At 64.0% G+C, this 24,127-nt stretch carries 19 protein-coding genes, 2 pseudogenes and 1 other annotated feature; of the genes and pseudogenes, 7 read left to right on the top strand and 14 right to left on the bottom strand.

All coding sequences use genetic code 11. The features are described 5' to 3' along the window. Positions 1-34 precede the first annotated feature (34 nt). Genes KALB_RS20960 through KALB_RS20950 form a run of 3 tightly spaced genes read right to left on the bottom strand, consistent with a single transcriptional unit; the run spans position 35 to position 920 of the window. Positions 35-370, bottom strand: coding sequence for a hypothetical protein (locus tag KALB_RS20960; RefSeq protein ID WP_025357674.1), 336 nt, complete (start codon positions 368-370; stop codon positions 35-37). Continuing rightward, positions 367-723 carry a WhiB family transcriptional regulator gene (locus KALB_RS20955; protein ID WP_025357673.1) on the bottom strand — a complete coding sequence of 119 codons (357 nt, stop codon included), beginning with the start codon at positions 721-723 and terminating at the stop codon, positions 367-369. Before KALB_RS20955 ends, KALB_RS20960 begins: the two co-directional genes overlap by 4 nt. Next, positions 720-920, bottom strand: a complete 201-nt coding sequence (locus KALB_RS20950) for a helix-turn-helix domain-containing protein (RefSeq protein WP_025357672.1) — start codon at positions 918-920, stop codon at positions 720-722. Before KALB_RS20950 ends, KALB_RS20955 begins: the two co-directional genes overlap by 4 nt. 158 nt (positions 921-1,078) lie before the next feature. On the opposite strand from KALB_RS20950, the gene KALB_RS20945 reads away from it, so the two are divergent. From KALB_RS20945 to KALB_RS20935, 3 genes are all read left to right on the top strand, one after another. Then, entirely contained in the window at positions 1,079-1,462 is a 384-nt protein-coding gene (locus KALB_RS20945) for a hypothetical protein (RefSeq protein ID WP_025357671.1), read from the top strand. Between the two features lie 76 nt (positions 1,463-1,538). Further along, positions 1,539-3,146: a helix-turn-helix domain-containing protein gene (locus tag KALB_RS20940; protein WP_420811828.1), complete on the top strand. Its 1,608-nt coding sequence runs from the start codon at positions 1,539-1,541 to the stop codon at positions 3,144-3,146. Beyond that, on the top strand, positions 3,146-3,496 hold the full coding sequence (locus tag KALB_RS20935) for a hypothetical protein (protein ID WP_025357669.1): 351 nt from the start codon (positions 3,146-3,148) through the stop codon (positions 3,494-3,496). Before KALB_RS20940 ends, KALB_RS20935 begins: the two co-directional genes overlap by 1 nt. Here the strand turns inward: KALB_RS20935 and KALB_RS46650 are convergent. The 3 genes from KALB_RS46650 to KALB_RS20925 all read right to left on the bottom strand — a co-directional run bounded on the left by KALB_RS46650 (position 3,468) and on the right by KALB_RS20925 (position 6,100). Next, the gene (locus KALB_RS46650) at positions 3,468-3,683 is read right to left on the bottom strand and encodes a hypothetical protein (RefSeq protein ID WP_201771953.1); all 216 of its coding nucleotides are present in this window, start codon (positions 3,681-3,683) and stop codon (positions 3,468-3,470) included. The two genes, KALB_RS20935 and KALB_RS46650, sit on opposite strands and share 29 nt — an antisense overlap. Before the next feature lie 68 nt (positions 3,684-3,751). After that, positions 3,752-4,795: an IS630 family transposase gene (locus tag KALB_RS20930; protein ID WP_025357638.1), complete on the bottom strand. Its 1,044-nt coding sequence runs from the start codon at positions 4,793-4,795 to the stop codon at positions 3,752-3,754. A gap of 36 nt (positions 4,796-4,831) precedes the next feature. Beyond that, positions 4,832-6,100 (bottom strand): transcriptional regulator, encoded by a 1,269-nt coding sequence (locus KALB_RS20925; RefSeq protein WP_148309559.1) that lies wholly within the window; start codon positions 6,098-6,100, stop codon positions 4,832-4,834. A 277-nt stretch (positions 6,101-6,377) separates the two neighbouring features. Between KALB_RS20925 and KALB_RS20920 the strand changes: the two genes are divergently transcribed. Together KALB_RS20920 and KALB_RS46645 are read left to right on the top strand one after the other, a co-directional pair. Beyond that, positions 6,378-7,394, top strand: a complete 1,017-nt coding sequence (locus KALB_RS20920; protein ID WP_148309558.1) for a hypothetical protein — start codon at positions 6,378-6,380, stop codon at positions 7,392-7,394. Positions 7,395-7,919: 525 nt separating this feature from the next. Then, positions 7,920-9,647: a hypothetical protein gene (locus tag KALB_RS46645; protein WP_148309557.1), complete on the top strand. Its 1,728-nt coding sequence runs from the start codon at positions 7,920-7,922 to the stop codon at positions 9,645-9,647. 1,369 nt (positions 9,648-11,016) lie between these two features. Here the strand turns inward: KALB_RS46645 and KALB_RS20915 are convergent. The 5 genes and pseudogenes from KALB_RS20915 to KALB_RS20890 all read right to left on the bottom strand — a co-directional run. Beyond that, positions 11,017-11,799 carry a hypothetical protein gene (locus KALB_RS20915; RefSeq protein WP_025357666.1) on the bottom strand — a complete coding sequence of 261 codons (783 nt, stop codon included), beginning with the start codon at positions 11,797-11,799 and terminating at the stop codon, positions 11,017-11,019. Continuing rightward, positions 11,796-14,639, bottom strand: a complete 2,844-nt coding sequence (locus KALB_RS46640) for a hypothetical protein (RefSeq protein WP_148309556.1) — start codon at positions 14,637-14,639, stop codon at positions 11,796-11,798. Before KALB_RS46640 ends, KALB_RS20915 begins: the two co-directional genes overlap by 4 nt. Continuing rightward, a complete protein-coding gene (locus tag KALB_RS20900; RefSeq protein ID WP_025357663.1) occupies positions 14,636-14,965 on the bottom strand; it encodes a hypothetical protein in 330 nt (109 codons plus the stop codon). Before KALB_RS20900 ends, KALB_RS46640 begins: the two co-directional genes overlap by 4 nt. 872 nt (positions 14,966-15,837) lie before the next feature. Further along, positions 15,838-17,094, bottom strand: a complete 1,257-nt coding sequence (locus KALB_RS20895) for an MFS transporter (protein ID WP_025357662.1) — start codon at positions 17,092-17,094, stop codon at positions 15,838-15,840. A gap of 45 nt (positions 17,095-17,139) precedes the next feature. Next, positions 17,140-17,379 (bottom strand): annotated as a pseudogene (locus KALB_RS20890) (IS701 family transposase); the annotation flags it as partial. A 51-nt stretch (positions 17,380-17,430) separates the two neighbouring features. On the opposite strand from KALB_RS20890, the gene KALB_RS20880 reads away from it, so the two are divergent. Then, positions 17,431-18,674, top strand: a protein-coding gene (locus KALB_RS20880) for an IS3 family transposase (RefSeq protein WP_411931088.1) whose coding sequence is annotated in 2 segments (ribosomal slippage) — positions 17,431-17,710 and positions 17,710-18,674 — 1,245 coding nt in all. Because the reading frame shifts where the segments join, the coding sequence is not laid out codon by codon here. Beyond that, positions 17,709-17,837 (top strand) — a sequence feature (AL1L pseudoknot). It overlaps the preceding gene by 129 nt. 29 nt (positions 18,675-18,703) lie before the next feature. On the opposite strand, the pseudogene KALB_RS20875 reads toward KALB_RS20880, so the two are convergent. The 3 genes and pseudogenes from KALB_RS20875 to KALB_RS44070 all read right to left on the bottom strand — a co-directional run. Beyond that, positions 18,704-19,714: pseudogene (locus KALB_RS20875) on the bottom strand (IS701 family transposase); the annotation flags it as partial. 202 nt (positions 19,715-19,916) lie between these two features. Beyond that, positions 19,917-21,014: a DUF3644 domain-containing protein gene (locus tag KALB_RS20870; RefSeq protein ID WP_025357657.1), complete on the bottom strand. Its 1,098-nt coding sequence runs from the start codon at positions 21,012-21,014 to the stop codon at positions 19,917-19,919. A gap of 549 nt (positions 21,015-21,563) precedes the next feature. Beyond that, positions 21,564-22,109 carry a DUF6884 domain-containing protein gene (locus KALB_RS44070; protein ID WP_025357656.1) on the bottom strand — a complete coding sequence of 182 codons (546 nt, stop codon included), beginning with the start codon at positions 22,107-22,109 and terminating at the stop codon, positions 21,564-21,566. 68 nt (positions 22,110-22,177) lie between these two features. Between KALB_RS44070 and KALB_RS20860 the strand changes: the two genes are divergently transcribed. Next, positions 22,178-24,115, top strand: coding sequence for a DNA/RNA helicase domain-containing protein (locus KALB_RS20860; protein ID WP_148309554.1), 1,938 nt, complete (start codon positions 22,178-22,180; stop codon positions 24,113-24,115). Positions 24,116-24,127 lie beyond the last annotated feature (12 nt).

Raw genomic sequence — 24,127 nt, 5'->3', positions numbered from 1 at the left:
AGAATCCCGGCCCAGCACAACCGGTCGACGTCCTTCACTGCCGACCACCACCCCGGCGCCGTGGTTCCTCGGACGTGGTCACCGTCAAAGCTCGTGTCAGCGCGTGCGAGGCGAACAGCGCTGGTAGGCAGAGCGCGGCGAGCGTCAGCCAACTGTCGCCGCTGCGGGTGATCACAACCCACTGCATGACGACGATCAGCGCAGCGTTGAACAGCACCCTTCCGGCCAGCGACACCAGCCGAGCACCGGTCCGCGCAGCGTTGGCCGCAGCCTTCGCCCGTCGCGCACCAGCACGCCAGACGAGCACCAGGACCAGGAGAACTCCGAGACCGGCCATGATCTCGGTGGGCGTGAGTCTGAGTGCGGTCATGGCCTCAGCCCTCCGTCAGCCTCGCGGCCGTCAACGCGGTCGCCGCGCTGGAGCCAGTACGGGTGGAGCTGTTGCCGGTCGTCCTCAGCCAGCGCGCCCCACACGCCAACCGTGTGCTCACCGGCAGTGCGTAGCTCCAGCTCCAGGCACTCGTCCTGAACCGGGCAGCCCTCGCACAGCCGTGTCGCCAGCTCACGATTCGTCAGGTGCTCGCCCTGCCAGGAGGGCTCGTCGGTGGTGGTCACCGACATGCACGAGCCGTCTCGCTGCACGATCTCGGCGAGGGTGGTGCGCGGCACCCAGCGCAGGCGGTCCAGCCGCCAAGCGATGGTGATCAGCCAGAGGTCGTTCACGGTGCACCGCCGGGCTGGCTGAGCAACCGGATGAGCGCGCTCGCCGGAATCACGAGGCGGCCGTGCCGCCGTACGGCACGCAGCGTGCCGAGACGAACCACACGGGAGATGGTCGCCTGCTCGACGCCGAGCAGCCAGGCAGCTTCGCGGATGGAGTAGTGCGCCGGTCGTCCGGAGTTGGGCATAACAGTGCTCATGACAGAAGTCCTTTGTTTGATGATTTCAGCAATGGAGTGTCGAAATCAGCGCATATGAGGGCGTGTTCGACCAATCGCTCCGGCCGAAGCGACGTGTCACCCCTCGAATTGACCTGGAACCGCTAATCTCGGCGCTGAGGCGGAGCGCGGAGGAATAGGTGTCGGAGGACTGGGCGGCAGTCGCCAAGGCCATCAACGAGCGGGTGAATGAGCTCGGATGGCGTCAACGCGAGCTCGCGGAGCGGTCGCACGTCTCGCAGGCGATCGTCCGCGAGGTGCAGCACCACACCGTCGAGCGACGGCGCAGCACTCGCACGCTGGAGTCGCTGTCCACGACGCTGGGCTGGCACCCGAAGCACCTCGATGCCGTGCTGCACAGCCGGACGCCCCCAGAGCTGGACGAGCCGGTCTCCGACGTCAGCGACTCGCTGTGGTCCCGGCTCGACGCCCTCGAACAGCGACTTGTCGAGATCACCGAGCGGCTTGACGGCCTGCAGTCCGGCATCTCGACAGTGATCGAGCACGTCCGACCGGACGAGTAGCGCTGAGCTGCGGTTTTCGGTGTTTTCCATGTCGAAAATTCCACCGTGAAAACCGCGCGGAAATCATGCGCGAGCAGTGCAGAACCAGCGCAGAAGCAGTGCGGAAGACGACCCTGGAGACGCCAACCCGATGGATTCGGCGAGCTGGACAGGCAAGACCGCGTGCGCACTGCAAGCCGCCTTGCAGATGAGCAACGAGGTGTTCGCCAGGCACCTCGGCATCGGTGTCCGCACTGTTGCTGACTGGCACAAGAAGCCCGACACCAAGCCGCAGTCGGGGATGCAGCAACTCCTTGAGGCCGCTCTGGACCGGGCAACACCAGCGGCAAGGGCTCGATTCGAACAGCTCACGACCGGCCGGACACCTGAGCCAGACGACGCCGAGCAGCGCCTTGCCGACGACCCGAACATCAGCGCGGCGTTGGACTGGCTCGACCACCACGCAAGTTGGGAGCCCGGTAACGCCCGCCGTAGGGTCGCGACGCGACTTGCCCAACTGGACCTGCACGCACTTCGCGACGCCGCCAGCCGCCGGAGCCGAGTAGATCAGCGCCGCGTCGCGGACGCACTCGCCGAGTACTACGGTGCCCGAACCCAGCCACACGGCAGGTACACCGCCGTGTACGGCGGGCGCGACGAGGCCGTTACTAGCGTCCTGACCTGTCCAGAGTGGTTGGACCTGGATTGCCCACTCGTTGCCCGCAGCGACCGGCTGTCAGTTGTTCCCGCCTCTGCGGACGTCGACATCACCTTGGACGAGGAAGCCGCGATGCACGCCGTTCAGCGGCTGGCAGGGACCTTGGCCATGGGCATTCGTCTCATCGACACGCCGTTGTACCGCCTGCTCGGCATCGATGTGCACAAGGGCGAGGTCGCAGGTTCGGTCGGAATCACGAACTTCGTGGCGTACGCGGTCACCATGGACCTGCTCGAGAACGAGCTGACTGACGCTCTCGCGGACGGCATCGCACCTCGTCCAGGCTCGCTCCCGCTGCGAGACCGGTACCTGCCGGACCTCGCAGCGGTGCTCGACGTGTCCAGGCGCCTCTGCGCTGGCGGAGCACTCGCCCTGTGCGCGATCGCCAGGCCAGCCAGCCCCTACCGTGGCGAAGCCGACTACGTACTGCTGGTGCAAGAGCGCTCCGGCCGCGTCCTCAACGCTGCGCACCGCCTCGCGGTCATCCCCAAGGGCTTCCACGAGCCGATGACGGATGTCCGAGCTGACGCGCAGATCGGGGCCACGCTTCGGCGTGAGATGGAAGAGGAACTGTTCGGCCGCGACGACACGGACAGCACGACCACTGACTGGCTGCGCGCGGACCCCATGCACCCGAGCAGGCTCTCCGAGCCGATGCGCTGGCTGATGGACACACCGGGACGCCTCAGGATGGAGTGCACAGGGTTCGGTCTCAACATGGTGAGCGGCAACTTCGAGTTCGCTGGCCTCATCGTGATCGAGGACGAGGAATTCTGGACGCGCTACGGCGGACTAATCGAGGCGAATTGGGAATCAGCCAGCCTGCGCCAATACTCCAGCCTCGACCCCCAACTGCTGACTGAGCTGATTGGTGATGTAGCCTGGAGCAACGAAGGGCTCTTTGCACTGTTGCAGGGCCTCCGAAGGCTGTCGCAGATCGGCGGGGACCGCGTGAACCTGCCTGCGATCGACTGGAAGGTGCAATAGTGGCCCCCACCTGGTACCACGGAAATGCCGCCGACGACGGGCAGGACAACCGCGGTTGGATCCTGGGCCACTTCATGGACCCATCGACGGGTGTTCGCTCAACGAAGGATGTCGAGGTGAAGTGGGGCGTCCACCCAGCCGGGGACAAGCGTGCCGACTGGACCTCAGACGACCAGCGCACGACGCTGCTGCTCCTGGTCCAGGGCCGCTTCAAGCTCGACCTGACCGAAGGCAGCATCGTCCTCGAACGCCAGGGTGATTACGTCACCTGGGGGCCGGGGATCGACCACTCCTGGGAAGCGTTGACCGACGCCACGGTTGTCACTGTTCGCTGGCCGTCGCTTCCATAGCTGGCACATTCACGCGGTTGCCGCCGATTTGTCCCAGTCGCCGCAGCCCTTGGCAGAACGCGAACAGCCCTTCGTTGCTCCAAGCTTCGTCCGCAACCAACTCGCTCAGTAGTTCGCGGTCGAGGCTGGAGTACAGGCGAAGCCCCGCCGACTCCCAGTTGGCTTCAATCTGCCCGCCGTACTGCACCCAGAATTCCTCGTCTTCGATGACTACGACGCTGGCGAACTCATATTGAGCCGAAACTGTTTGGTTGCCTACATGATCGCGTAGCGGACGTGGCGTGCCTGGAAGTAGCCACGGACGAGGTGTGGCTGGCGCTGGCGGCGGTGCAGGAAGCGGCGCGTGTCCCGGGCGAGCCGCTCCACAGTGCGAGCACGACCGGCAGGCATGTTGCGTTTGAGGTCGGCGTTGAGCAGCTCGTCGGGGTTCAACTCGGGGCTGTAGCCGGGCATCAGGTGCAACTCGATCCGGTCGGTGTTGGCTTCCAGCCAGGTACGCACCACCCTGCTGCGGTGGACCGGGTGCCGGTCGGCGATCACGTACACCTTCCGCCCGGCCTGCCGGGCCAGCCGGGCCAGGAACGCGGTGAACACCGGCGCGGTGAACCGGCCGGTGAACACGGTGAACCACAACGCACCCCGGGACGCGACTGCGGACATGACGTTGACCCGCAGCCGTTTCCCGGTCACCCGCACCACCGGCGTGTGTCCCTTGGGCGCCCACGACCGCCCCGGCGGGGCCGCATCCGAGCGCAACCCGCACTGGTCAACCCAGGCCACCACCGCGCCCTCGGCCTTGGCTCGCGACGCGATCGCCGGATACTCGGTGTCCAGCCAGGCCCGCACCGCGGCCGGTTGCTGCTCGTAGGCGCGCCGGGCCGGGCGCTGCGGGGTGAACCCGTGACGACGCAACCACAGCCCCACGCCCTGCTCGGTCATCACCACCCCGGTGACCAACCGGATCAACTCGACCACCGCCGCCCGGGTCCACAACGGGCCACCGATCAGCAACTCCTCGGGCGTGTAGTCGGCCATCGCCATGAATAGCGTGCCCCGCTCGGCGGCAGTGATCAGCTCGGCCGGTCCAGGGCGGCGCACCCGCCGCACCGCCAGCGCCTCACGGCCACCATCCCGATACGCCCGCCACCACGCGCCCACCGACCGCTCGGCCACCCTGAACACCTCGGCCGCCTGCCGATAGCCGGTGACGGTGCCGGACTCCAACGCGGCCACTACCCGCAACCGCAGCACCTCCCGCTCAGCGGGCGACAGACGACGCGCGTCCTCGACCTCGATCACAAGTGAGCAACATACAGGCAAACGATCACTTTCGACTCAATAATTACCGCTCACCAGGTTCAGGCCAAACCCTGTGCACTCCATACGGAGACGATCTGCCCGCTCCAGCAGCCAACGCATCGGCTCAGACACGCGCGCAGGATGCATCGGTGCAGCGGCACGACGGACTCCGGCCGTGCTGTCCACTTCGCCACGCCCGAACAGCTCCTCTTCCATCTCACGCAGCAGAGTCGAGCCGATTTGCACCTCGGCCCGAACGTCGGTCATCGGCTCGTGGAAACCCTTCGGGATCACCGCCAGCCGACCGGTCGCGTTGAGAACATGCCCGGAACGTTCTTGGACCAAGAGGGCGTAGTCGGCAGCGCCCCGGTACGGATCGGCTGGACGCGCGATCGCGCACAACGCGAGGACTCCACCCACACAGAGGCGGTTGGAGACGTCCAACACCGAAGCGAGGTCCGGCAGATACCGGTCCCGGAGCCGCAGGGCCGAACTCGCCGTCGCGATCGAGTCTACGAGTTCGCTTTCGAGCAGGTCCATGGTCAACGCGTACTCGACGAATCGGGTCACGCCCATCGAGCCGGTGATCTTCCCTGGCTGCGCGTCAAGGTCAACCAGCCGGTAGAGCTGGGCATTCGTCATCCGCACGCCGAGCGCCGCAGCCTCGGCGAGCCTGCGTACGGCAGCAGGCAAGTCGACCTCGGGACCACCTGAAGTCGCGGGAACCAGCGTCAGTTGGTCGCCTTCCCCGAGTGGGCGGGCAAGGTCCAGCCAACTGGGCTTCGCCAGAATGCTCGTGACGACGTCGCGCGAACCGCACCTGACACCGTAAAAGCCGTGACCAGGAACCTGGTCCACGTAGTACTCGGCGAGGGCTCCGACCAGCTGGCTGCGGCTCACCTTCGCCCGGCGTACCTGCTGATCGTGGAACGCGCCTGCGCCGCCGAGCAGTGCCTCCACCTTGCGCTGTGCCGTCCCCGACGACCAACCGCCGCGCTCGTCGAGCCACTCGAACGCAGCACCAAGGTCCGCAGCGCCTCCATCGGACTGTCGCACCGAGCCACCGAGATCCGGTGGCGAAAGCAGCTCCTCGACACTCAGGTTGAAGATGCTCTCCAGCAATCGGGCGGTCGCTGGCCTGACCGGCCCAAGCGGCTGTCCCTTCGGACCGTGGCCTGAAGCGAGCCGCTGAAGGTGCCGCACGCCGAGCGTTCCCGGCTCGCGCTGCTCGCGGGCGAACGTCTCGGCGTACTCCGCGAACTCCTCCAGTGTCTGGCGCCGTTCCCAGATCTTCTGTTCGAGCACGGTCCGAAACGTGCGCATCGGTGAGCCTCCCGCTCGGCTGTCGTCCCATGTCGTCACCGTGTCGCCTGGAGATCGTTCCGCCGACGATGCGCTGATGACATGGTGATTTCAGTCTGACACGGACCGCCTCACCGCGGTCACCCGAGCCGTCCGGCGGCGTGGCTCCGCGCCGCCTCAACCGCCGCCGGACACCCGCGCGGGCGGTGCACCAGGTCCCCGACCCTCTTGCACCGCCCGCGCCCAGCACTGCGAGGTCGCCATGCCTAACACTTCTTCGTTGACCACTCGCATGGCCCAATTGCGCCGCAACTACACCGGCGAGACCCTGTCCGCCGTGCTGCCCGCGATCCGCGACTACCTCGTTGACCTCACCGCCGACGACCGCACTCACCTGCTGGAGACCCTCAAGGGCCGCACCACCGACCCGCTCCCCCAGCACCTGAGGTCCACGCTGATCCCGGCCGCCAGCAGTCCCGCTCAGCTCCACCTTGAAGCGTCAGTACTCGACGCCCTCAGCCGAGCCGCCATCACTCAGCCACAAGTCGTGTGGATGGTTCGCCCGCGCACTAACGAGATCGCTCTCCACCCTCACCACGAAGCTCTCGCTGCCCTGCTGCGCGAACTGCTTCCCCGCGAGGCCGATGACGGCCTACACGGCATCGCCGGCCTGCGCGCTCGCGTCCACCGCCGCCACGTCGAGCTGTACCTGCTCGACAGCGTCCCAACCGCCACCGTCCTACTGCCCGCCGTCTCCTACCGCCGCTGGTCCACCGCGCTCGACAAGTTCGAACCTGCCACCAACCTGTTGCGCTGGATGGGAAACGACCCCACTCCCCTGCGCCCCGTCGAACTCGAACTGACACACCCCAAGCCCCACGCCGCAGCCGCCAGCGCAATCCTGCGCCGCATCGGCCTGTTCCCCACCCCGCCCGAGGTCACCACGTCCGCCGACCACCCCGGCGTCCTCGCCCTCGACTGGCACGACGGCCCGTCCACCGCCCGCGTCGCCCTTGACCTGCTCGACGACATCGCAGGTCTCCCGGCCACTGCGGCTTGCGTCCATCCAGGCGGCACCACCCACCTTTCCCTTAACGCCGCTGGTGCCCGCCTGCTCCTGCGTGGCCCTGACCTTGGCACCGCCGACGACACCTCAAAGGAGCCGCCCGTGCCCAGCGACCAGACGTTCACGGCATCGGCCGCACAGTACTGCCCCGACCCGGAGGGCCAAAATTTGCCCAAAGCAGAGCCATCTGTACGCGCAGCAACATGCACCCGTGAGCCTGCTAGCCAGTGATGGTCTTCACCAGCCACTTCATCCGGATTGCCCGATGATCTTGTAGACGCCAATAAGCGGCTCGTCCAACGACTACTGTTCGTGTCGAGTATCCAGCAGTCAGTTATGGCAGATTCTGGCTAACATGACGGCCAGGTGTTGCGACGTAACGAACACGCAGTTGTCCGACAGAGGACGGGCAGGGGCTCGACGGGTCGATCATTCGCGGCAAGTAGAACACTGGATGGTAGCTACATGCTAAGGCTCTCTCTAAGCTGGTCACTGATCGAGTGCAGCGGCTGTGGATGCCGTCGACCACGCGGGCTCGTATGTGCAGACTGTGGGGCGAGACCTGCTGCTCACGAGATTGACCCCAACCTGCAGCGGAGGCAGCGAGTTATCCGGGACGCACTCGCCCTGCTTGAAGGGTCGCAGCCGAACACCTCGCTGCCACCCCAACAGCCAGGACGGGACGCGCGCACGGAAGTTACTGATCTACTTAACCGCATTAATGGCCTACCAAATAGAGTGTTTGGTGGCCTTCAGTTGGCGATCCAAAACGCGGCGAACACCCAGGAACTAGAGGCTGCATTGATCGAGCTTCGGAATGCGGCTGCGCAGGCGAATAGAATGACTCCACAACGCCCTTGGGTTAAGCTTCATTCTCTTGCAAAAGCGGCTACCGAAGAACTGCTCTCAAGCATGCGAAGCTTCCTGGAAGCGGCCCGCGCTGACAGTCCTATCGCAGCGCAGCAAGCTGCAAACTTGGGCCAAGAACATCTGGATTTAGCAGCCGCGAGAATCGGCGAGCTAGGAGAATGTAGAACCCTGCTTGATATTGATGTCGAAGCTATTTCTGCGCCGACAGTAGCCCTCTACTTTCTACGCGAAACGGAACGCGTGGCTGGAAGTCGCCATCCCCTTGAGCTCGACATGTACGGCCACCGCGCGATAGAGGAACTGTTTAGTGCGGAAGTGCAACAGGTCTTCGGCCTGGGCATACAGTCCTTAATTCTTATGTCAGTTAGCAGGGCGGCATTCAATGAAGACACATTCAATTCGACTGCAAGATCCGCATTCAAGGCGTATCGGTCGTCGGCGACCCGCTTTCAAGAACTTATCAACGACGAGCACCTGCAGGCCGATCTAACTGACGCCAATGCTCACGTAATGTCCGGATCTTTAATTGCCGCCACCCTGGGAGCGGCAGCACTGCCTGACCATGCGCATATTACGTCGCTACTCGATCTCGCTCGAACGTTCATTGAGAGCTTAGGAAAAAGAATAGTCGCCGCCCTGCATGCAGTCCAGACAAATAAGCGGTACTCTCAATTGCGCGAACGCGAACTCAGCAAGATACTTCCAGCCGCGCAGCAAGGCCGCTATGGAGATGCCTTGACAGGATTAAACTTGGCACTCCGGAACGCCTCTGCGCATCAGGATTTTTCAGTATCGGACGGCAAAATTGTCCTCGCTCCAGCTAGCCCAAGACCAGTGCGATTAACCCCTTCGGAATTGGTCGATCTACTACTGTCCGAAATGGAGGTAGTCTACGCAAATTACATTGGCTTACTGGCAGCGGCGGCCTGTGAGCAAGTAAATCTCTTCGACCCGCGTGGGCTGGGCGCGCTCGGATTGAGTGAATCGGAGTCTATCAGCTTCATCTTACAGCTCTGGGAATGGGATGTCACTGCGCTAAATTTCGACAATCGAACACTTTCAATTGAAGCCGTCGTCAACGACGGTGTCCAAATTTTTCTACCCCTAGCGTCGATAGTGCCCCATCAGATTCCGGACTCCATCGAAGAGGTTAAAGTAACACTAACCGACTCCATGCGTCGCCAATATAAGCTGATCGGGTCTGTAGCACCTTGGGTTCGTTACTATCAGCCTGGTGCTGACCAAGTAGTCGGTCTTGTCGAGATACTCGGCGAGTGGACCCTTAATGGGCGCCTAGTTATGCCGAGAGCTATAAGTCGTCGCGTACTTGTCGAGCGCGCCGCGAAGGCTGCAAACGAAAATTTCCCGCATTCAATTGCCCAACTTCGTCGCCTGCGTGAAGTATCTCAGCGCATTGGGGATTCTGAACTGGCTGAGTCGTTTAGGACGCTGATTACTACCATCCGATGTCAAGCACAAGGGTTGGCCCTAGATCGGTCTGCACTGGATAACATCGAACGCATACAAAAATGGGCGTCCGGCCCTTCGCCGGACACGAGCCTGCTAGCTGGTGATCTAAGTGCACTCTGCAGAATTAGTTCCGCAGTTGACTGAACTTGATCGACTGAGAGTTGTACTCTTGAAAAGTAAGATCTCGATGCGAGGCATGAAGAATGTTGCACAGATTGCTGCGGAGCACCAAATTTCGCGCGAACTAAAGCGAGTTAACTTGTGACAGAAAGGAGTGCGAGGGGTTTCACTTCAGAAGCTGACCCTGAGGTGCTCGATGGCAGTTTTCGCCCAATCCTGCAGCCCCTGACTCCCGCCACTTATTGCCCCTGTTGCCAAGGGAGTCAGTACATACTTGAGGTTAGAGAGTGCACGTCGGATCTTGCTTCGGTCTGGCTCGAACTTGGTTACCTCAACCAGAATCTCCTTGGCGGCATCCTCGGCGTCTTGTTGGTCTTGTGGAGCAAGCCCGGCATTCGCCAATTGGTCTAGCGTCTTTCGCAACTGCCTGAGCGATAGACTCAAAGTCCGGAGCGATCTGCTGACTCGTGAGCCTATTTTGCGTCACCTCGTTGTTATTCCATGCAAGCTGCACACCATTGGCGTGCCCGTAAATCACTGGGCCGTTATAGATGACCGTCGTCGCGGGAGAGCTTGACGGAACTGCTAGCCTCTCGGCGTAGATCGGGACGCTGATCGCGTGCTTGTCGAACTCCTGCTGTATTTGTCGCGCCATCCGCTTCATCTCGCCACGGTTAATCTCAAAGCCCGCCACGATGGCCTCCCGTCGGTTCGCGTTGGAGGAGAGCCTACCGAACGACGTGTCGAACACAGGTTCGACGAGATGAGGTCGGATCGAGCCGATGGTGTCAGCCGGGTAGCAGTACGGAAACAGTCCCCGATCAAGATCGCTAGCTTGGGACCTCAGTCTCCACCAGAGAAGTACGCAACCGAGTCGAGCGCCCCGTCCCTCGGTGCAGGTCTTGGTGAACGACTCGGCACCGATGGGTTGGGACAGTCGGGACGCCTGTCGGCGTACTGTCCCATCTCGCCCACATCTTGAGTTTCCGCAGGCCGATGCGCCCTACGCTACGTTGCCGAGCCGTCCCGCACCGCGCTGCATCGGAGGACGGGCGGGACATCTCATGTCGCAGCCTCTACATGGCGTCTCGCAGCACGAGCCGTGTGGTTAGTGTGCACGACCCTCCTCGGACACTGGAAATCATTTCCGTTAGATGATTCGGTCGCCCCCCCCTATCAGGTGGACCCTTTTTCGTTGCCCACGCATGATTGCGTTCGCATGTCGACGTATCCGCCACCGTCGCAACAAAGTTGATTTTCGAACAGGTAGCCGCGCGTTGATCCTTCGAACGCTTCAGTCACGTTGAAACTTCTGGTCGAAGTTCCAAGCAAAGTAATGAGCCAATAAGGCGTAGTTGACCGGCTTCACGCGGCTGCGTAACAGGCAGATAATTCATGACCCGGTAGCCTCGCCATCCTCACCGCGATCGGCCCTGGAGCGTAGGTCGTCGAGGTTGTGGGCCTGCTCGGAGTGCCCGGTACTGTGCAGGGCGGCAGCCAGTACCCGCAGTAGTTCCTCGGTCTGGCCAGGAGTCAGGGCTCCGAGGACGGTGTGCAGCGTCTTGGCGACCTGCACCCACAGGCTGTCGGGATGCCAACGGGTGACCTCCGCAACGACCTCGTCGGCCTGCTGCGCACTGGGGAACACGCCGAGCCGCGTGTTGGTATTCAGCATCAGGAACAGCCGTGCCGAGGCGGGGTTGTCGAAGCACTCCTCACGTAGGAACCGAAGAGTGGCGGCAGCCTGGCGGCGGGCAATTTCGTCTAAGTGCGCTTCGCGATGAGCTTGCTGTAGGGCGTGCGCCGCGCGGGTGTCGTCCTCACTCACCGACAGGGCAACGGTTACCGAGCCCACCACTGCGCCGTACAAGGTGTGCGGCAGGTGCTGGCCTACCCGTTCGTTGACACTGTGTTGTGCGGCGTGACGGTGCAACACGTCCCACTCACGAGTGACCTCCTCGACCTCCGACCGGGCCCAGACCGCCGCCTGCGAGACCGACGGTGGCACGACGACGGCCCCGCCGGCGTCTGCCTCGCCAGTTCGGCGTTCGGGGTCAGGATGGACGGTCAGATAGATGTGTGCGGAGAACGCGAGATGAGCGTCGACGCTGTTGACTCGATCGGTCCAGTTGTATTCCAGCGGCGGTGGCTTCCGGCCTCGGCGCCACAGCGTCACGAGCCGACTCCCTCATAGCGCCGGCTGTTCATGTTCTGGTGGATATCGGTGTCTAGCGCGGCGGTCAGCTCCTGATAGAGCGCATCGCGCTCCGGGACGCCGGTGGACCATTTCCGAGTAATGCCCCGGACAACGTCGCGGGTCTTGCGGTTCTCAGCGGTGTTTCCGCGGACGGCCAGGCGCAGCACATTCAGCACAGCCTGACGTTGGGTTGGATCACTGATCGCCGCGTCGAGCCAGAGGGTGACCAGATCTGAGCTTGCGTCCTCTGCAACGTGCAGGTGGACGCTCCAGCATCGAGCCAGCACCGCGTGGTCGGGCGTGTAGTCACCCGTCTTCCGCAGCAACGCCACCCCTCGACCGCGTGCGTTTTCGTTCATCTCATCTGCAGTTGCGGCGGCGCCGTCGGCATAAGCCGGACGATCGACGTGCGGTAGAGCGGTGTCGGTGATGGCTGCAAGGCGCGCAAAGGCAACACTGCCGGACATGGCGTGCTTGGTGGCGTCGCACCAGCCGGCAATCTCCTTTACCAGAGTCGTGCGAGCGGAGGATTCCCGCCACAGCCCAACGATAACCTCTTCCAGGACGGGCAGGACCTCGTCGTTGTCGTGGCCGCCCGCGTGCTTGAGCCGCACCAGGGCCTTGCTGGTGTACAGCTTGGCGAAGGGACCCACGCAGACCTGCAGGACGACAGGGGCGAGATGGCGCTTTTTGGCCCAGTCCAGCAGCAGTTGGTGCACGTAGCGCTGATGCACCGCGAGGGGTGCGTCGTCGGGACCGACCTCTGCCGGGTCCGCGCTATCGGCGCATGCGACAGTCGAGAGGACCTCGACCAATTCCTGCCACATGGGGCGGGATGACTCGCTCCAGGCCGATGCGAGTTTGGCCAGCGGCGTTTCTCGTTGGTGTCGCGCGGCCCAGCCCAACGCGAACCGCGTGATGCGGCGTGCCGCAGCGCGCCGCTGGTCATCGCCGACGGCCTCCAACGCATCGCCCGTGTGGGAGCCGGGGGCCTTGGCTAACCAATCCAGGAATTTGCCGCGTGCCAGAGGTCGGTCCACCCAGAAGTACTCCAAGATGGACTCGGCCCAGCCCGGCCGCGGAAATCGGATGCGGTCGTCGGCGACGAGTTCGCCGCCCACGGCGTCGAGCATCGCGATCACGCCCGGGGCGTCCTGTCCCTTGGCCTCCACCGTACCGCGGCCGCCGAATTCTGCATTGAGCTGAGTTGCCCCGTAGTAGATGTGGGTCACCGACAGACCAGTCAGCACGGCAGCAGCGAGCTGGAAGTCGCGTTCGAAGGCGGTACGGGAGGGATCACGGTGCCAGGCCAACAGTTGTCGTCGCCACAGACCACGCGAGTCCACGACCATCGCAATCCGGCGGGCAAGCAGGGCTTGGGTGTCAAGCGGGACGTCTGCGGTGTCGGTCGAGGTCGAGTCGGAAGGCAGCAGGTGCGGCGGCGTCTGCTCGGCGGCCAGGATCTTTTCGGTGAGCTCGAAAACGCCGGCAGTGTTGCTCTGCTCAACCATCCTCTCGATAGCGCGGTCTTGCAGCCACCCGTCCACGTCGATGCTGGGCATTCGGCCGGTAAGTTGCGCGTGTGCTACCGCTGTTGGTCCGACCCTGGTGAGCAGGTCGCGTGCGCTGAGCCACCGGATGGACGGGCTGCCACCGATACGACGCCAGTGGTCGGGCCGGGTGAGTATGATCAGCCGTCCTCGTCGTTCGGCCAGCAACTGGTCCAGAGTAGACAGACAGTCGCCGAAGTCCTTGTCGACCTGGAAATCCTCTTCGTCCGTGGGTATCTCCAGCAGCCACACTCGGCCCCACTCGGTCGGCAGTCGGGCCGCCGGGAAGTACGGTGATCCACCGAACAGCAGCCGTGCGACATCGAACACCGGTTCTTGTGTCCTATCCAAGCCGCCCTGGAACGTTTCGGGCGCCGCAGCGTGCTGGCCGCCAGCAAGCCGAGCTGTTGGGTGCGAGGCGTGCAGATCAACGGAGGCACCCGCTTGAGGCTGCGGCCATCCGGTTGAACCTTGACCGGCGGTGTCGGAGTCGATCGATGGCGTGCCAAAGGACTCTGTGGATTGCGCGCCGTGCGGAAGGGTCGCTGTCGGCCGGTCGCGTGCGGCACGCAGGCCGGCCAGACGGGCCGCCAATGCCTCGGCATGGGCAGTACGTCCCGCGTTCTCCTCGATGTCAAACACCACGATCCTCGTCTGGTGGCGAACCATGTCCACCAGGCGGTCAAACTCTTTCGCGCCAGCGTGAGTGTTTAGCGCACGGCTCAGATGAGCCCGACTTAGCGGCACCTGGTCCAGCGGCACTACGCCGTAGTTCACCAGCGTCATGCCGGTGACAGTGCCGCCACTAGCAACTGTGTCGACCTTGATCGATGCGCTCGCCCACGGCACACCGGGTGAGGTCGGCGGTTGTGGCGCATCGGGCTCGGGGTGAGCAGCGTCTGGGACCTCGCCGCCGGCGACCCCGTACGCGACGGCGTCCGGCACAGAGCCACGGGCGACGTCGGGTTTGGCTTCGACGACGCCGTCGTCGAAGCCTCCACCTGGAACGGAAGTTCCGCTGAAGTGGACTCCGGCGGTGACCTCGACGTTCGCCGTGTCGGGCGGCGGGGCCTGGCTCGGGTCCGGCCCGGGTCCGAGCAGTGGTTCGGCCGAGGCAGCAGCGACGCCCGCGTCCGGAGCACCTGGCTCGTGGCTCGCTTCGAACCCGGAGCTGCCCCCGATCTCAGACCCATCGTCAGTCCCCTTGGCAGGGTTTGAGTCGCCGCGCGCGCCAAGGCGCCCGAACCAACTGCCACCGGTGGCGCTCAACGAGCACCGCCTGCGCGAAACCCAGTGACCTCGCCACCCTCATGCACGGTGCCGACCTGCTGTCGGACGTGAGTGGCCCCGCTCGGCGGCGAGACGCCCAGATCCGCACCTGTCATCACGCCGCGGACGTGTTCAGCCTTCTGGTCGACCTCGATCAATGAGCGCACAGCGGCGCCCAGGTCGACCGGGACGCCCTCCATGCGCTCCAGAGCGGTATGCAGCCGCTGCACAGTGTCCAGCAGGACCGCATCGCCCGGTTCCAGTGCGAGGTTCTTGGCGCGGTATACCTCCAGCACCCGCATCGCGCTGATCACCTCCTTCTCCACAGCGTCCTCGTCTGCGACGTCCCCGCTTACCTCCAGGTTGTGCGCTCCCTCGGCTACTGCGGTGCCACCGACAGTCGCCGTAGTCGAAGCATCTGCCGATGCCGACACAACGGCGGCGCGGCGTTGTGCTCGACGGTCAAGAGCAGCATTGGCTCGGTCAAACAGGAACTTGACGGCGTATCCCAGACCGACGGCTCCCAGCGCGGACAACGAAAACGGATCCATAGACCGACGACTCCCAAGTGAGGGCGGATCTTTCGACCTCGTGGCCGACGCCGAACATCGGAGCACAACTACTCCGACGCCGGGTGCCTTTCCTACACCTTCCACCCGATCGGCGCATCACGATGCTTAAGGCATGTGCGTGGTTTGATGTCGCACCTAACCTGCCACCTGCTCCATCTCGCGACAGTTCACTGCGACTGCCGAGGAGACGCGCCATCCCAGCGATGGTAACTGAACGTAGCGTCAACTATCGCCCGTTCGAAAGATACGTAGCATTAGAGGGAAGTGAGCGGCCAAGCGGGTGGCGCGTTAAGCGACGGAGTGCCACTGCCGACGTGGCGGTCTTGTCGCCTGTAGTATCCCATCGTTAAATCACGTTATGGTCAATAGATTCCGACGTTGCAGCCGACACGTTGCATGGATAAGACTAGATCCTAAAGTTTAAAGAGTGTGGGATGCCCGGAAGTGGATACAACGCCCGCAAATGCATTACCACCTGGATACATTCCTGAACGAATTTAATCTCAACGCTGCGCACCTCAGAATGACACAGCCTAGTACTCCAGCCCGACTTCGTAATCTTGGCTGGCCAGAGGGCCTTTGACGGTGCGGAGCGGCACCTTCCGCGTGGCCGCGGATCTTCTCGCTTACCTGGCCGATTTGTCCGTAGCGCTTGCCAGGGCACGGTTGTTCAGCACGGGATAGAAGACCAGCGTCACCAGGATGAGAAAAATACCACAAGTGACATACGAGACCTGGACGGCGAACAAGTTGGCAAGGACACCGCCGAGTCCCGCACCAACCGGCCCCCCAATCATTACCACCAGCCTGCTCGACGAGAGCACCCTCCCCAAGAGTTCATCAGGCACGATCTGCTGTCGCAAGGTGCTCACTACGACTTTCTCCGCGGTCATCAGCGCACCGGTCACCATCATCATCGCGGCCGCCACCCACACATTGGCGACCAGTCCCAGAACCAGAATGGCCGTGCCCACACCGGCTTTGCCCGCGAGCATCACCGTGCCGGGGCCGAATCGCTTGCTGGCGGCCGCGGCGGCCAGTCCCCCGACCGTCGCGCCCGCCGCGGTGGCCGTCAGCAACAGACCGAAACCGAAATCCGGAAGTTCGAGGACCTCCTTGGCCAGCAGCGCGAGCATCGCGAACTGAGCGGTGGCGGCGACGTTGCCGAGACAGGACACCGTGGCCAGCGCCCGCAGGGTCCGGTTTCCGAACAACCACCGAATGCCCTCGACGATGTCGCTCCGCACGCTCGTGCGCGGAGCTTTGGACGTCTTCTTCGGCTTGGCGCCCGTCCGGATCGAGAAGATCAACAGACCGCTGGCGACGAACGAGAGAGCGTTGCCGGCGAACGGCAGGACGTTCCACACGCCGAACAGCGCGGAGCCGAGCGGAGGCCCCACGAAGTCCTCACCGTTGCTCTCCGCCGCGACGATCCTCCCGTTCGCCGTTGCCAGGCTCCGCGGATCCCGCGACACGAAGTCGGGAATGGCCGACTGGGCAGCGAGGTCGAAGAAGACTTGACCGACGCCCAATAGGAACGCCGCGAGCACCAGCCACACCAGGTTCACCTGCGCGGTCAGGATCAGCACCGCGAGAGCGACCAGGACGGCGAACCGGCCCAGGTCGGCCCACACCATCACCCACCGGCGGTCCAGCCGGTCCACCACGACACCGGCGTGCAGCGAGAGCAGCACCCAGGGAATCTCGGCGGCTATGACGACGAAGCTCAACGCCATCGGGCTGCTGGTGCTCTGCAGGACCAGCAGGGGCAACGCGGCGGCGTGCATGCCGGTGCCGATGGCCGACACGAGCGTGGCGCCGAGAAGTCTGTGGAAGCGACTGCCCAGTCTCACCTTGGCGTCGTCAGATTCCTTCGTGGGCACTTCGAGAATTCCTCCCGCTGGCACTCTAATAATAGATCATGATCTTCACCGTTCTTGGTCGGCTTGGCGCTGGTAGTGAGCCTGCCGGGCACGGTACTGATGCCGTCGGCGCCACTCCGACCAGCGCAAGCAGTCCAGGGGATGACTGGCCGCAACGATCGCCAGACGAACGAACAGGTGCCGGATCTCGTTGCGGGTCAACGGGATCATCCCCGCCGGCGCCGGGCTGGCACGCTCGGCGGCGGTCGTGATGGCCAGGAACAGATGCGCCACCAACACCAACGTGTTCCGTATCGGGTTTGATGGAGACATCGAAACCTGGAAGGAACCATCACGATGCCCGCGCCGAAGAAGTACCCCGACGAGTTGCGTGAACGCGCGACCCGGATGGCCGTGGACGCCCGCCGGGACCCCGCCACCGCGCCAGGCGCGATCAAACGGATCGCCGACCAACTGGGCATCCACCCCGAATCGCTACGGACCTGGGTCAAACAAGCCGAGATCGACAGTGGGGACCGGTCGGGCACCACCACCAGCGACGCCGAGCGCATCGCCCAGCTGGAACGCGAGAACCAGGAGCTGCGTCGAGCCAATGCGATCCTCAAGTCCGCGTCGGCTTTCTTCGCGGCGGAGCTAGACCGCCCCTCCCGCTGATCGTCGACTACATCGACACCCACAAGCACCAGTTCGGAGTCGAGCCGATCTGCACCGTGCTCACCCAGGCCGGCATGAAGATCGCTCCGAGCACCTACTATGCCGCCCGGTCCCGCCCGCCGTCAGCCCGCGCGGTCCGCGATATCGCCATCACCGCGAAGATCACCCAGATCCACCAGGACAACTACGGCGTCTACGGGGTCCGCAAGGTCCACGCCGAACTGGTCCGCCAGGGCGGGGTCCACGGCCGAACAGTCGCCCGCTGCACCGTCGCTCGACTGATGAGAACGGGTGGCCTGCAAGGGGTTTCCCGACTGAGGACACCACGCACCACCCGACCGGGCAAAGGGAACGACTCGCGCCCGGACTTGGTCAAACGGACCTTCACCGCCCCGGCGCCCAACCGGCTGTGGGTCGCCGACATCACCTACATCCGCACGTTCACCGGCTGGGTGTATGCCGCGTTCGTGCTGGACGTGTTCTCCCGCCGTGTGGTCGGCTGGCAGGTCTCCACCAGCCTGCGCACCGGCCTGGCGCTCGACGCGCTGGAGATGGGCCTGTGGACCCGTCGACGGGACCGACAGGACACCCGCGCCCTGGTCCACCACTCCGACCGCGGCGCGCAATACGGGGCGGTGCGCTACACCCAACGGCTGGCCGCCGCCGGCGCGGTGGCCTCGGTCGGATCCGTGGGCGACAGCTACGACAACGCCCTGGCCGAGGCGTTCAACTCGATCTTCAAGGCCGAGTTGATCCGCAACATGGGCCCCTGGCGCGGCATCGACGATGTCGAGATCGCCGTCGCGGAGTACATCGACTGGTACAACCACCGCCGGCTCCACGGCGAACTCGGCCTGATTCCACCGGTGGAACACGAAGCCAACCATCACCGCGTAAGCACACCCGCGTCGACACCGAGCGGATGATCAGACCCTCCATCAAACCCGGTACTTGACAACGTGGTCCAGCGGTACCACGACGTCCAGGTCCGGACCTGATGCTTGTCCAGACCAGCCAACCCCTTCGCCGTCTGGAAGGACTCCTCCACGGTCCACCGTCGCCCGGCCACTCGCACCAGCATCGCCAACGCAACCCGTCCCGGTGCGTAGCAGCGGAAGTAGCCCAACTCGCCCGTGCGCCGGTGACGCCGGACCAGCAGCCACCGATGTCCGGCCGGCTCATCGGGCCCATCGACCAGACCGACCCAGGCCCAGTCATAGAACCGGTGTCCCTTCGCTCCCTCGCCCGCGGACAGCCGTTGCCACGCCCGTTTCGGCAGTCGGGCCGTCACCGCGTCCACGCGATGGGAGCCAGTCGCGGTCCGCACCTGATGATCACAGGCGACCGCCAGCACATACCCCACGCCACGTTCCTCCAACGCGGTACGCAACCGAGACGCGGCTCCGTAGACCTCGTCCCCGGTCACCCAACCAGCCCGGACACCACCATCCAACGCGCGAAGGATCATGCGCTGGGCCAACACGGTCTTCGTCGCGAACACCGTGTCCTCGGGTAACCCGGCCACCGCGCACCTGGCCGGGTCACCGGTCCAGGACGCCGGTAGATACAGCTCCCGGTCGATCAGGGTGTGCCCGACAGCGGTGGTGTAGGTCAGAAACACCCCGACCTGGGCGTTCTCGATCCGGCCCGCGGTCCCGGTGTACTGACGCTGCGTACCGACGCTGCACACGCCCTTTTTCACGTCGCCGGTCTCGTCGACGACCAGGATCGCGTCGGTGTCGCCCAGGTGCTCCACGGCGATCGTGCGGATGTCGTCACGGACGGCGTCGGTGTCCCACACCGCCTTGCGCAGCAAGTGCTGCATCCCCGCCGGCCCACGGTCACCGGCGTGCTCGGCGATGGTCCAGCAGTTCTTGCGTGGTAGGTCCGCTAACAGGCCGAGCACGAACGCGCGGGCTCGTCGGCGGGGTTCCACCCGTCTGAACCGGCCGGCTATCCGGGCCATAAGCCCGTCGAAGGTCTCCCGCCACCGGGCGGGATCTACGCTGTGACCGGCGGCCACCACACGATCTTGGACAGTCCACACAACCGTTCATGATCACCTGGTGGCCGCACCCGTCTCCGAGGCCCTCTGGCCAGCCAAGATTACGAAGTCGGGCTGGAGTACTAGCGGCACCGAACCGGCCGATCTGAGCGGAAGGCGCTTCCTAGCCTGCCGCAAGATCTTCAAGCACCTCGGACGATTCCTTAACGCGCGGGTCCTCACCGAAGAACTCCCGCCAGCCTTCGTCTGTGGCCAAGAGCTTTGTCAGCTTGTTGACGAAAGCTTTCGTGTACCCGTAGTCCCCATGCATCTCGTCATACAAGCAGTATCGCTCATCCGTTCGTTCGGGGTGGATGGAACCGACAGTCGGCCTCACGCCGAGCTTCTGCCAGGACCTGATGAAGTGACCACGATGGAAGACGAACGGCAGTGCGGCGGCAACGGCCGAAATTACCCGGTTTGGCTTCATCAACTCCGGGTTGACCACGCCACGGCGTTGCTCACGGATGATGACCAAGCCCTTGCGCCCCAACGCTTCTACTGCATCCTTCTGCTCTTCCGTCAGATCATCGAACCTCGTGAACTGCAACGCCAACGCGTCAGGGTCACGAGCAACCAACTCGTTGACGAGCCGCAATCGCAGCTCGTAGCGCCGATCGCTGGTGATCTCATCCGACAACCCAGAGTGGTACTCGGAGATGAAGGTCCGCAACGGCGCCGGCAACGCCGAACGCAGCCGCAGCAAGGTAGCTTCGCCAGAATCGGTGAACGTACCGATGAACACTGGGAACCTCAGCTTGGTGGCAAGCGTCACCTCTTGGCCGAACTGCGCGACCAACTCCTCCTCGTAGTTCAGCAGGTGCGCCTGTGCGAGTCCTCCGAGAGCAGCTTGGAGACTGAGTTGTGACTGCGATGCATACCTGTGTTCGATCTTGTTCCGCAGTCCGACGAAGAACTCGATATTGCTCCGGACAGGATCGACGGACGGCCATCGTTCAACCACATACCGCGCCAACTCCCAGCGCTTCGGCTCGCCATCGATCTTCTCTAGGCGGTTTGGTCGATCTCGCCTCCAGTAGCGGAAGTCAACGCCATCACGGGTAAAGATCGCATGCAACAGGTACAGGTACGCGAGGTGCATGTGAACAACGAAACCTTCGAACGCACGCGCCTCAGATGGGTCGTTGCACAGCCTGGCAGCGAGGCACGCTTCGGACCGAGACGCCTCGATCATCGGCCAGTATCTCTTCGGTCGAGGCATGCGCGCGCCTCCTTGCTTCCGCGCTGCTTGTGTTTGGAGAGCGCTAACGCGCCTCGATGCGTTACGTCCTACTCGGACGGGTCGAGTCGATTCCACCCGATCGGGCCAACGTTGCCGTGCGTGGAGCCACGCGATTGGCGCGGGCCAAGTAGGCCGTCCCGTCCCAACTGGCGTGGTGCTATGGCGCTTGTCAGAGACTAGAAAGTGCCGAGTGGGACGGGGTTTGTCACCCCGTCCCACTCTAGAAGATGACCTGTCCGCGCAGGTGGAAGCCTAGTTCGAACCTGTCCCCACGCTGATGTACGGGTGATGGCTGGGGACAGGTCGAGCGACAACGCTCAGTCCAGCTCAAGGCGTAGGGATAAAGAACAAGTCGCTCCTCGGACACGTGGGGGTTCAAGTCGCTAGGGACTTGAACCCCATTTTTCGTATCTGGTTCTGACCAGCCGCTGTTTACAGGCGTAGTCCGTGCACACTTCACGCTGCCCCGTCCTGCAGGGCATTCAGGTTACCGCTTGGCGCGCAAATGTCGCACACTAGCGCTGTCGGTCATGTAGGTTTGGAGCCTGTTGAGTCGGCCGTTGATTCACCGGATAGCAGCTGACGCCAGGAAACCTGGCTATCGATGAGAGAGCGAGATTGGCGAAGCTGTGACAGCACATGCTTCTGATCGCCGATGCCTCGGACCGTTCGGTAGTGGTTGTTAATCGAAAGCATGCCACCCTGCCGTTGGGCCAGGCTGCAGGCAAGCTGCAATCGGGACAGATAAGAGTGCGGGAGGAAAGCGTGGATCTTGAGGCTCTGCATGGAGACTAGCGCCATCACCTGGTCGGCAACGACTGCTGCAGGGACACTGCCGCGGTCGGTCATGGCCAAGTCGTAAGGCTCGACAACTGAGTCGGGATCGAGAAGTCCGTGCTTGGCTGACAAGATCGTGGCGGTCGCATGGTGGCCGGCAGCCTTCGCGAGGTCGACCTCCTCCATGATGACCGTGAGCACGAACTGGAACATTGATCCGGTGTAGAGCAGCCGCGCGGGTGCAGCGTGAAGCAGTTTCGCGCGTCCGCATGGAACTACGAAAAGTATCTCGGGCACAGCAGGTCCTCACCACTTTTTCCACGGAGCGTAGTCCGGATCGGGCAAGTGGACGGTAGTCCCCGCTGATGCCGGAGCACAGACCAGCAGCGCTCAAGTGGCGCAGCACTGTCAGTGGTGTCTGGTACCTGTTGGACATGGTCGTCTACGGGGGAACTGTCAGCGACGCAGCGGCTGCGCTGGAAGCCGCGCCGAAGGCGTTCGTCGCCGCGTGCGTAGAGCGTTACATCTCCCTGTACGGGAAGCCACCAGGCAAGTCGGAGCAGGCAAGCTGGGACCGCAGCTGGCCTGAGCTGCTGCGGGCGCTGGTCCGGGCGGAGCTCGGGGGTCTGCATCTGCTGCTGGAGTACGAGCTGCCGGGCAGCGGACACCGGGTCGATGCCTTGCTCCTCGGCGCCCGCAAGGATGGTGGCCTGACCGCGGTTGTCGTGGAGTTAAAGCAGTGGTCGACGGTCGACTCGACCTCGCCGAGGCTGACTTGGGTGCAAGGTACCCAGTACACGCACCCATGCCGGCAGGCCGCAGGTTACCTCGCCTACTTCGACGACTGGGTCGATGCGCCGGACCTGGACCTGGAGACCCGTGCAGTCACGTACCTGCACAGCGCCAGGGGTGACTTGGTGGATGAGCTGCGGTCGGTGGTGGCGACCAGTCCGGGCAGCAAGGACGTGTTCCTGTTCGGGCGGGACGACGTCGCGGCGGCCAAGCAGCCGACAAACTTGGCTGGAATGTTCTCCGCTGCAGACCTGCGACCGCCGGAGGACGCGCGAGTTCAGCGCTTCCGCTCGGTGCGACACCGTCCATCGGACGGATTGCTCGCGCGGCTGGACGAAACGCTGTCGAACAACCCCGCGTTCCGGCTGGTCGGTGCTCAGCAGCGGGCGCACCTGCACGTCCTGGAAACGGTGCTGAAGGCGCGGGGCGACGACCGCAAGCAACTGATCATCGTGTCGGGTGGTCCAGGGACAGGGAAGACGGTGATCGCGGCGCGATTGGTCGCCGATATCAAGCGCACCATCGGCGGTGCCGTCTTCGGTTGTTACCTGACGCAATCAGGGACATTGAACCAGCAGCTCAAACGCGCTGTCACGGTGCCGGCAGCGGATGGGTTGTTCCTGCATGTGGACGGCTTCGCTCGGCATGCGGACAAGCCTGTGGTGCCGCTGGTCGATGAGGCCCACCGGCTACGCCGCAATGCACGCCACGTCGAGCGCATGCTCAAGCGCACGCGAGTGTGCGTGCTGTTCGTCGATGAACGCCAGGTCATCAGGCCGAACGAGGGCTATACGGTCGCCGAGTTGAAGCAGCTGGCGCATGACCTCGATGCCGTGCCCACACACATCGAACTGGTCGGCCAGTTCCGGTGCGGTGGTTCGCAACGGTACGTAACCTGGCTCGAGCAGCTCCTCTTCGGACACACAACGGCGACTCAGTGGGCAGCGTCGGAGTACGACCTGGATGTCTCGCTCGACCCCGATGCGCTGGGCGAATGGATTGGGGAGCACACCCACAACGGCCACACTGCCCGCATCACAGCCGGCTTCTGCTGGCCGTGGACGACCAAACCGGACAGCACGGGCTCGCTGGTTGGGGATGTCTCGCTCCGGTGGACCGGACCGGACGGGGTCGAACGCGACTGGTGCCGGCCGTGGAACGCGATGACCGCGCTCCAGGATCGGGATGGCCTCATTCCCAAGAGTCAGTACTGGGCAACTGACGAGGGCGGACACCGCCAGGTCGGCTGTATCTACACGGCGCAGGGGTTGGAGTACGAGTACGGGGCGGTGGTGTTCGGGCGGGATCTGGTCCGCCGCGGCGATCGCTGGGTGGCCGACCCGAAGGCGAACGAGGATCCGGCGATCCCTGACGCGATCGATCCGCAGCAATACCTCCGGCTGGCGGCCAACACGTACTGGGTGCTCGCGACCCGGGCGACCCGCGGCTGCCGGCTCTACTCGGTCGATCCGGAGACTCAGGAGTACCTCACCGGGCTGGTTCGGGGCTGAACAGGGAGTGCG

It is taken from the genome of Kutzneria viridogrisea DSM 43870, assembly GCF_000525635.1.
GTDB lineage: Bacteria > Actinomycetota > Actinomycetes > Mycobacteriales > Pseudonocardiaceae > Kutzneria > Kutzneria viridogrisea.
This window is presented reverse-complemented; position numbering and strand designations above follow the sequence as displayed.

Excerpts from the sequence above, each read along its gene's own strand:
- KALB_RS20860 (WP_148309554.1), top strand. The coding sequence starts at position 22,178 with ATGCCGGAGCACAGACCAGCAGCGCTCAAGTGGCGCAGCACTGTCAGT.
- KALB_RS20870 (WP_025357657.1), bottom strand. The coding sequence starts at position 21,014 with ATGCCTCGACCGAAGAGATACTGGCCGATGATCGAGGCGTCTCGGTCC.
- KALB_RS20960 (WP_025357674.1), bottom strand. The coding sequence starts at position 370 with ATGACCGCACTCAGACTCACGCCCACCGAGATCATGGCCGGTCTCGGA.
- KALB_RS20950 (WP_025357672.1), bottom strand. The coding sequence starts at position 920 with ATGAGCACTGTTATGCCCAACTCCGGACGACCGGCGCACTACTCCATC.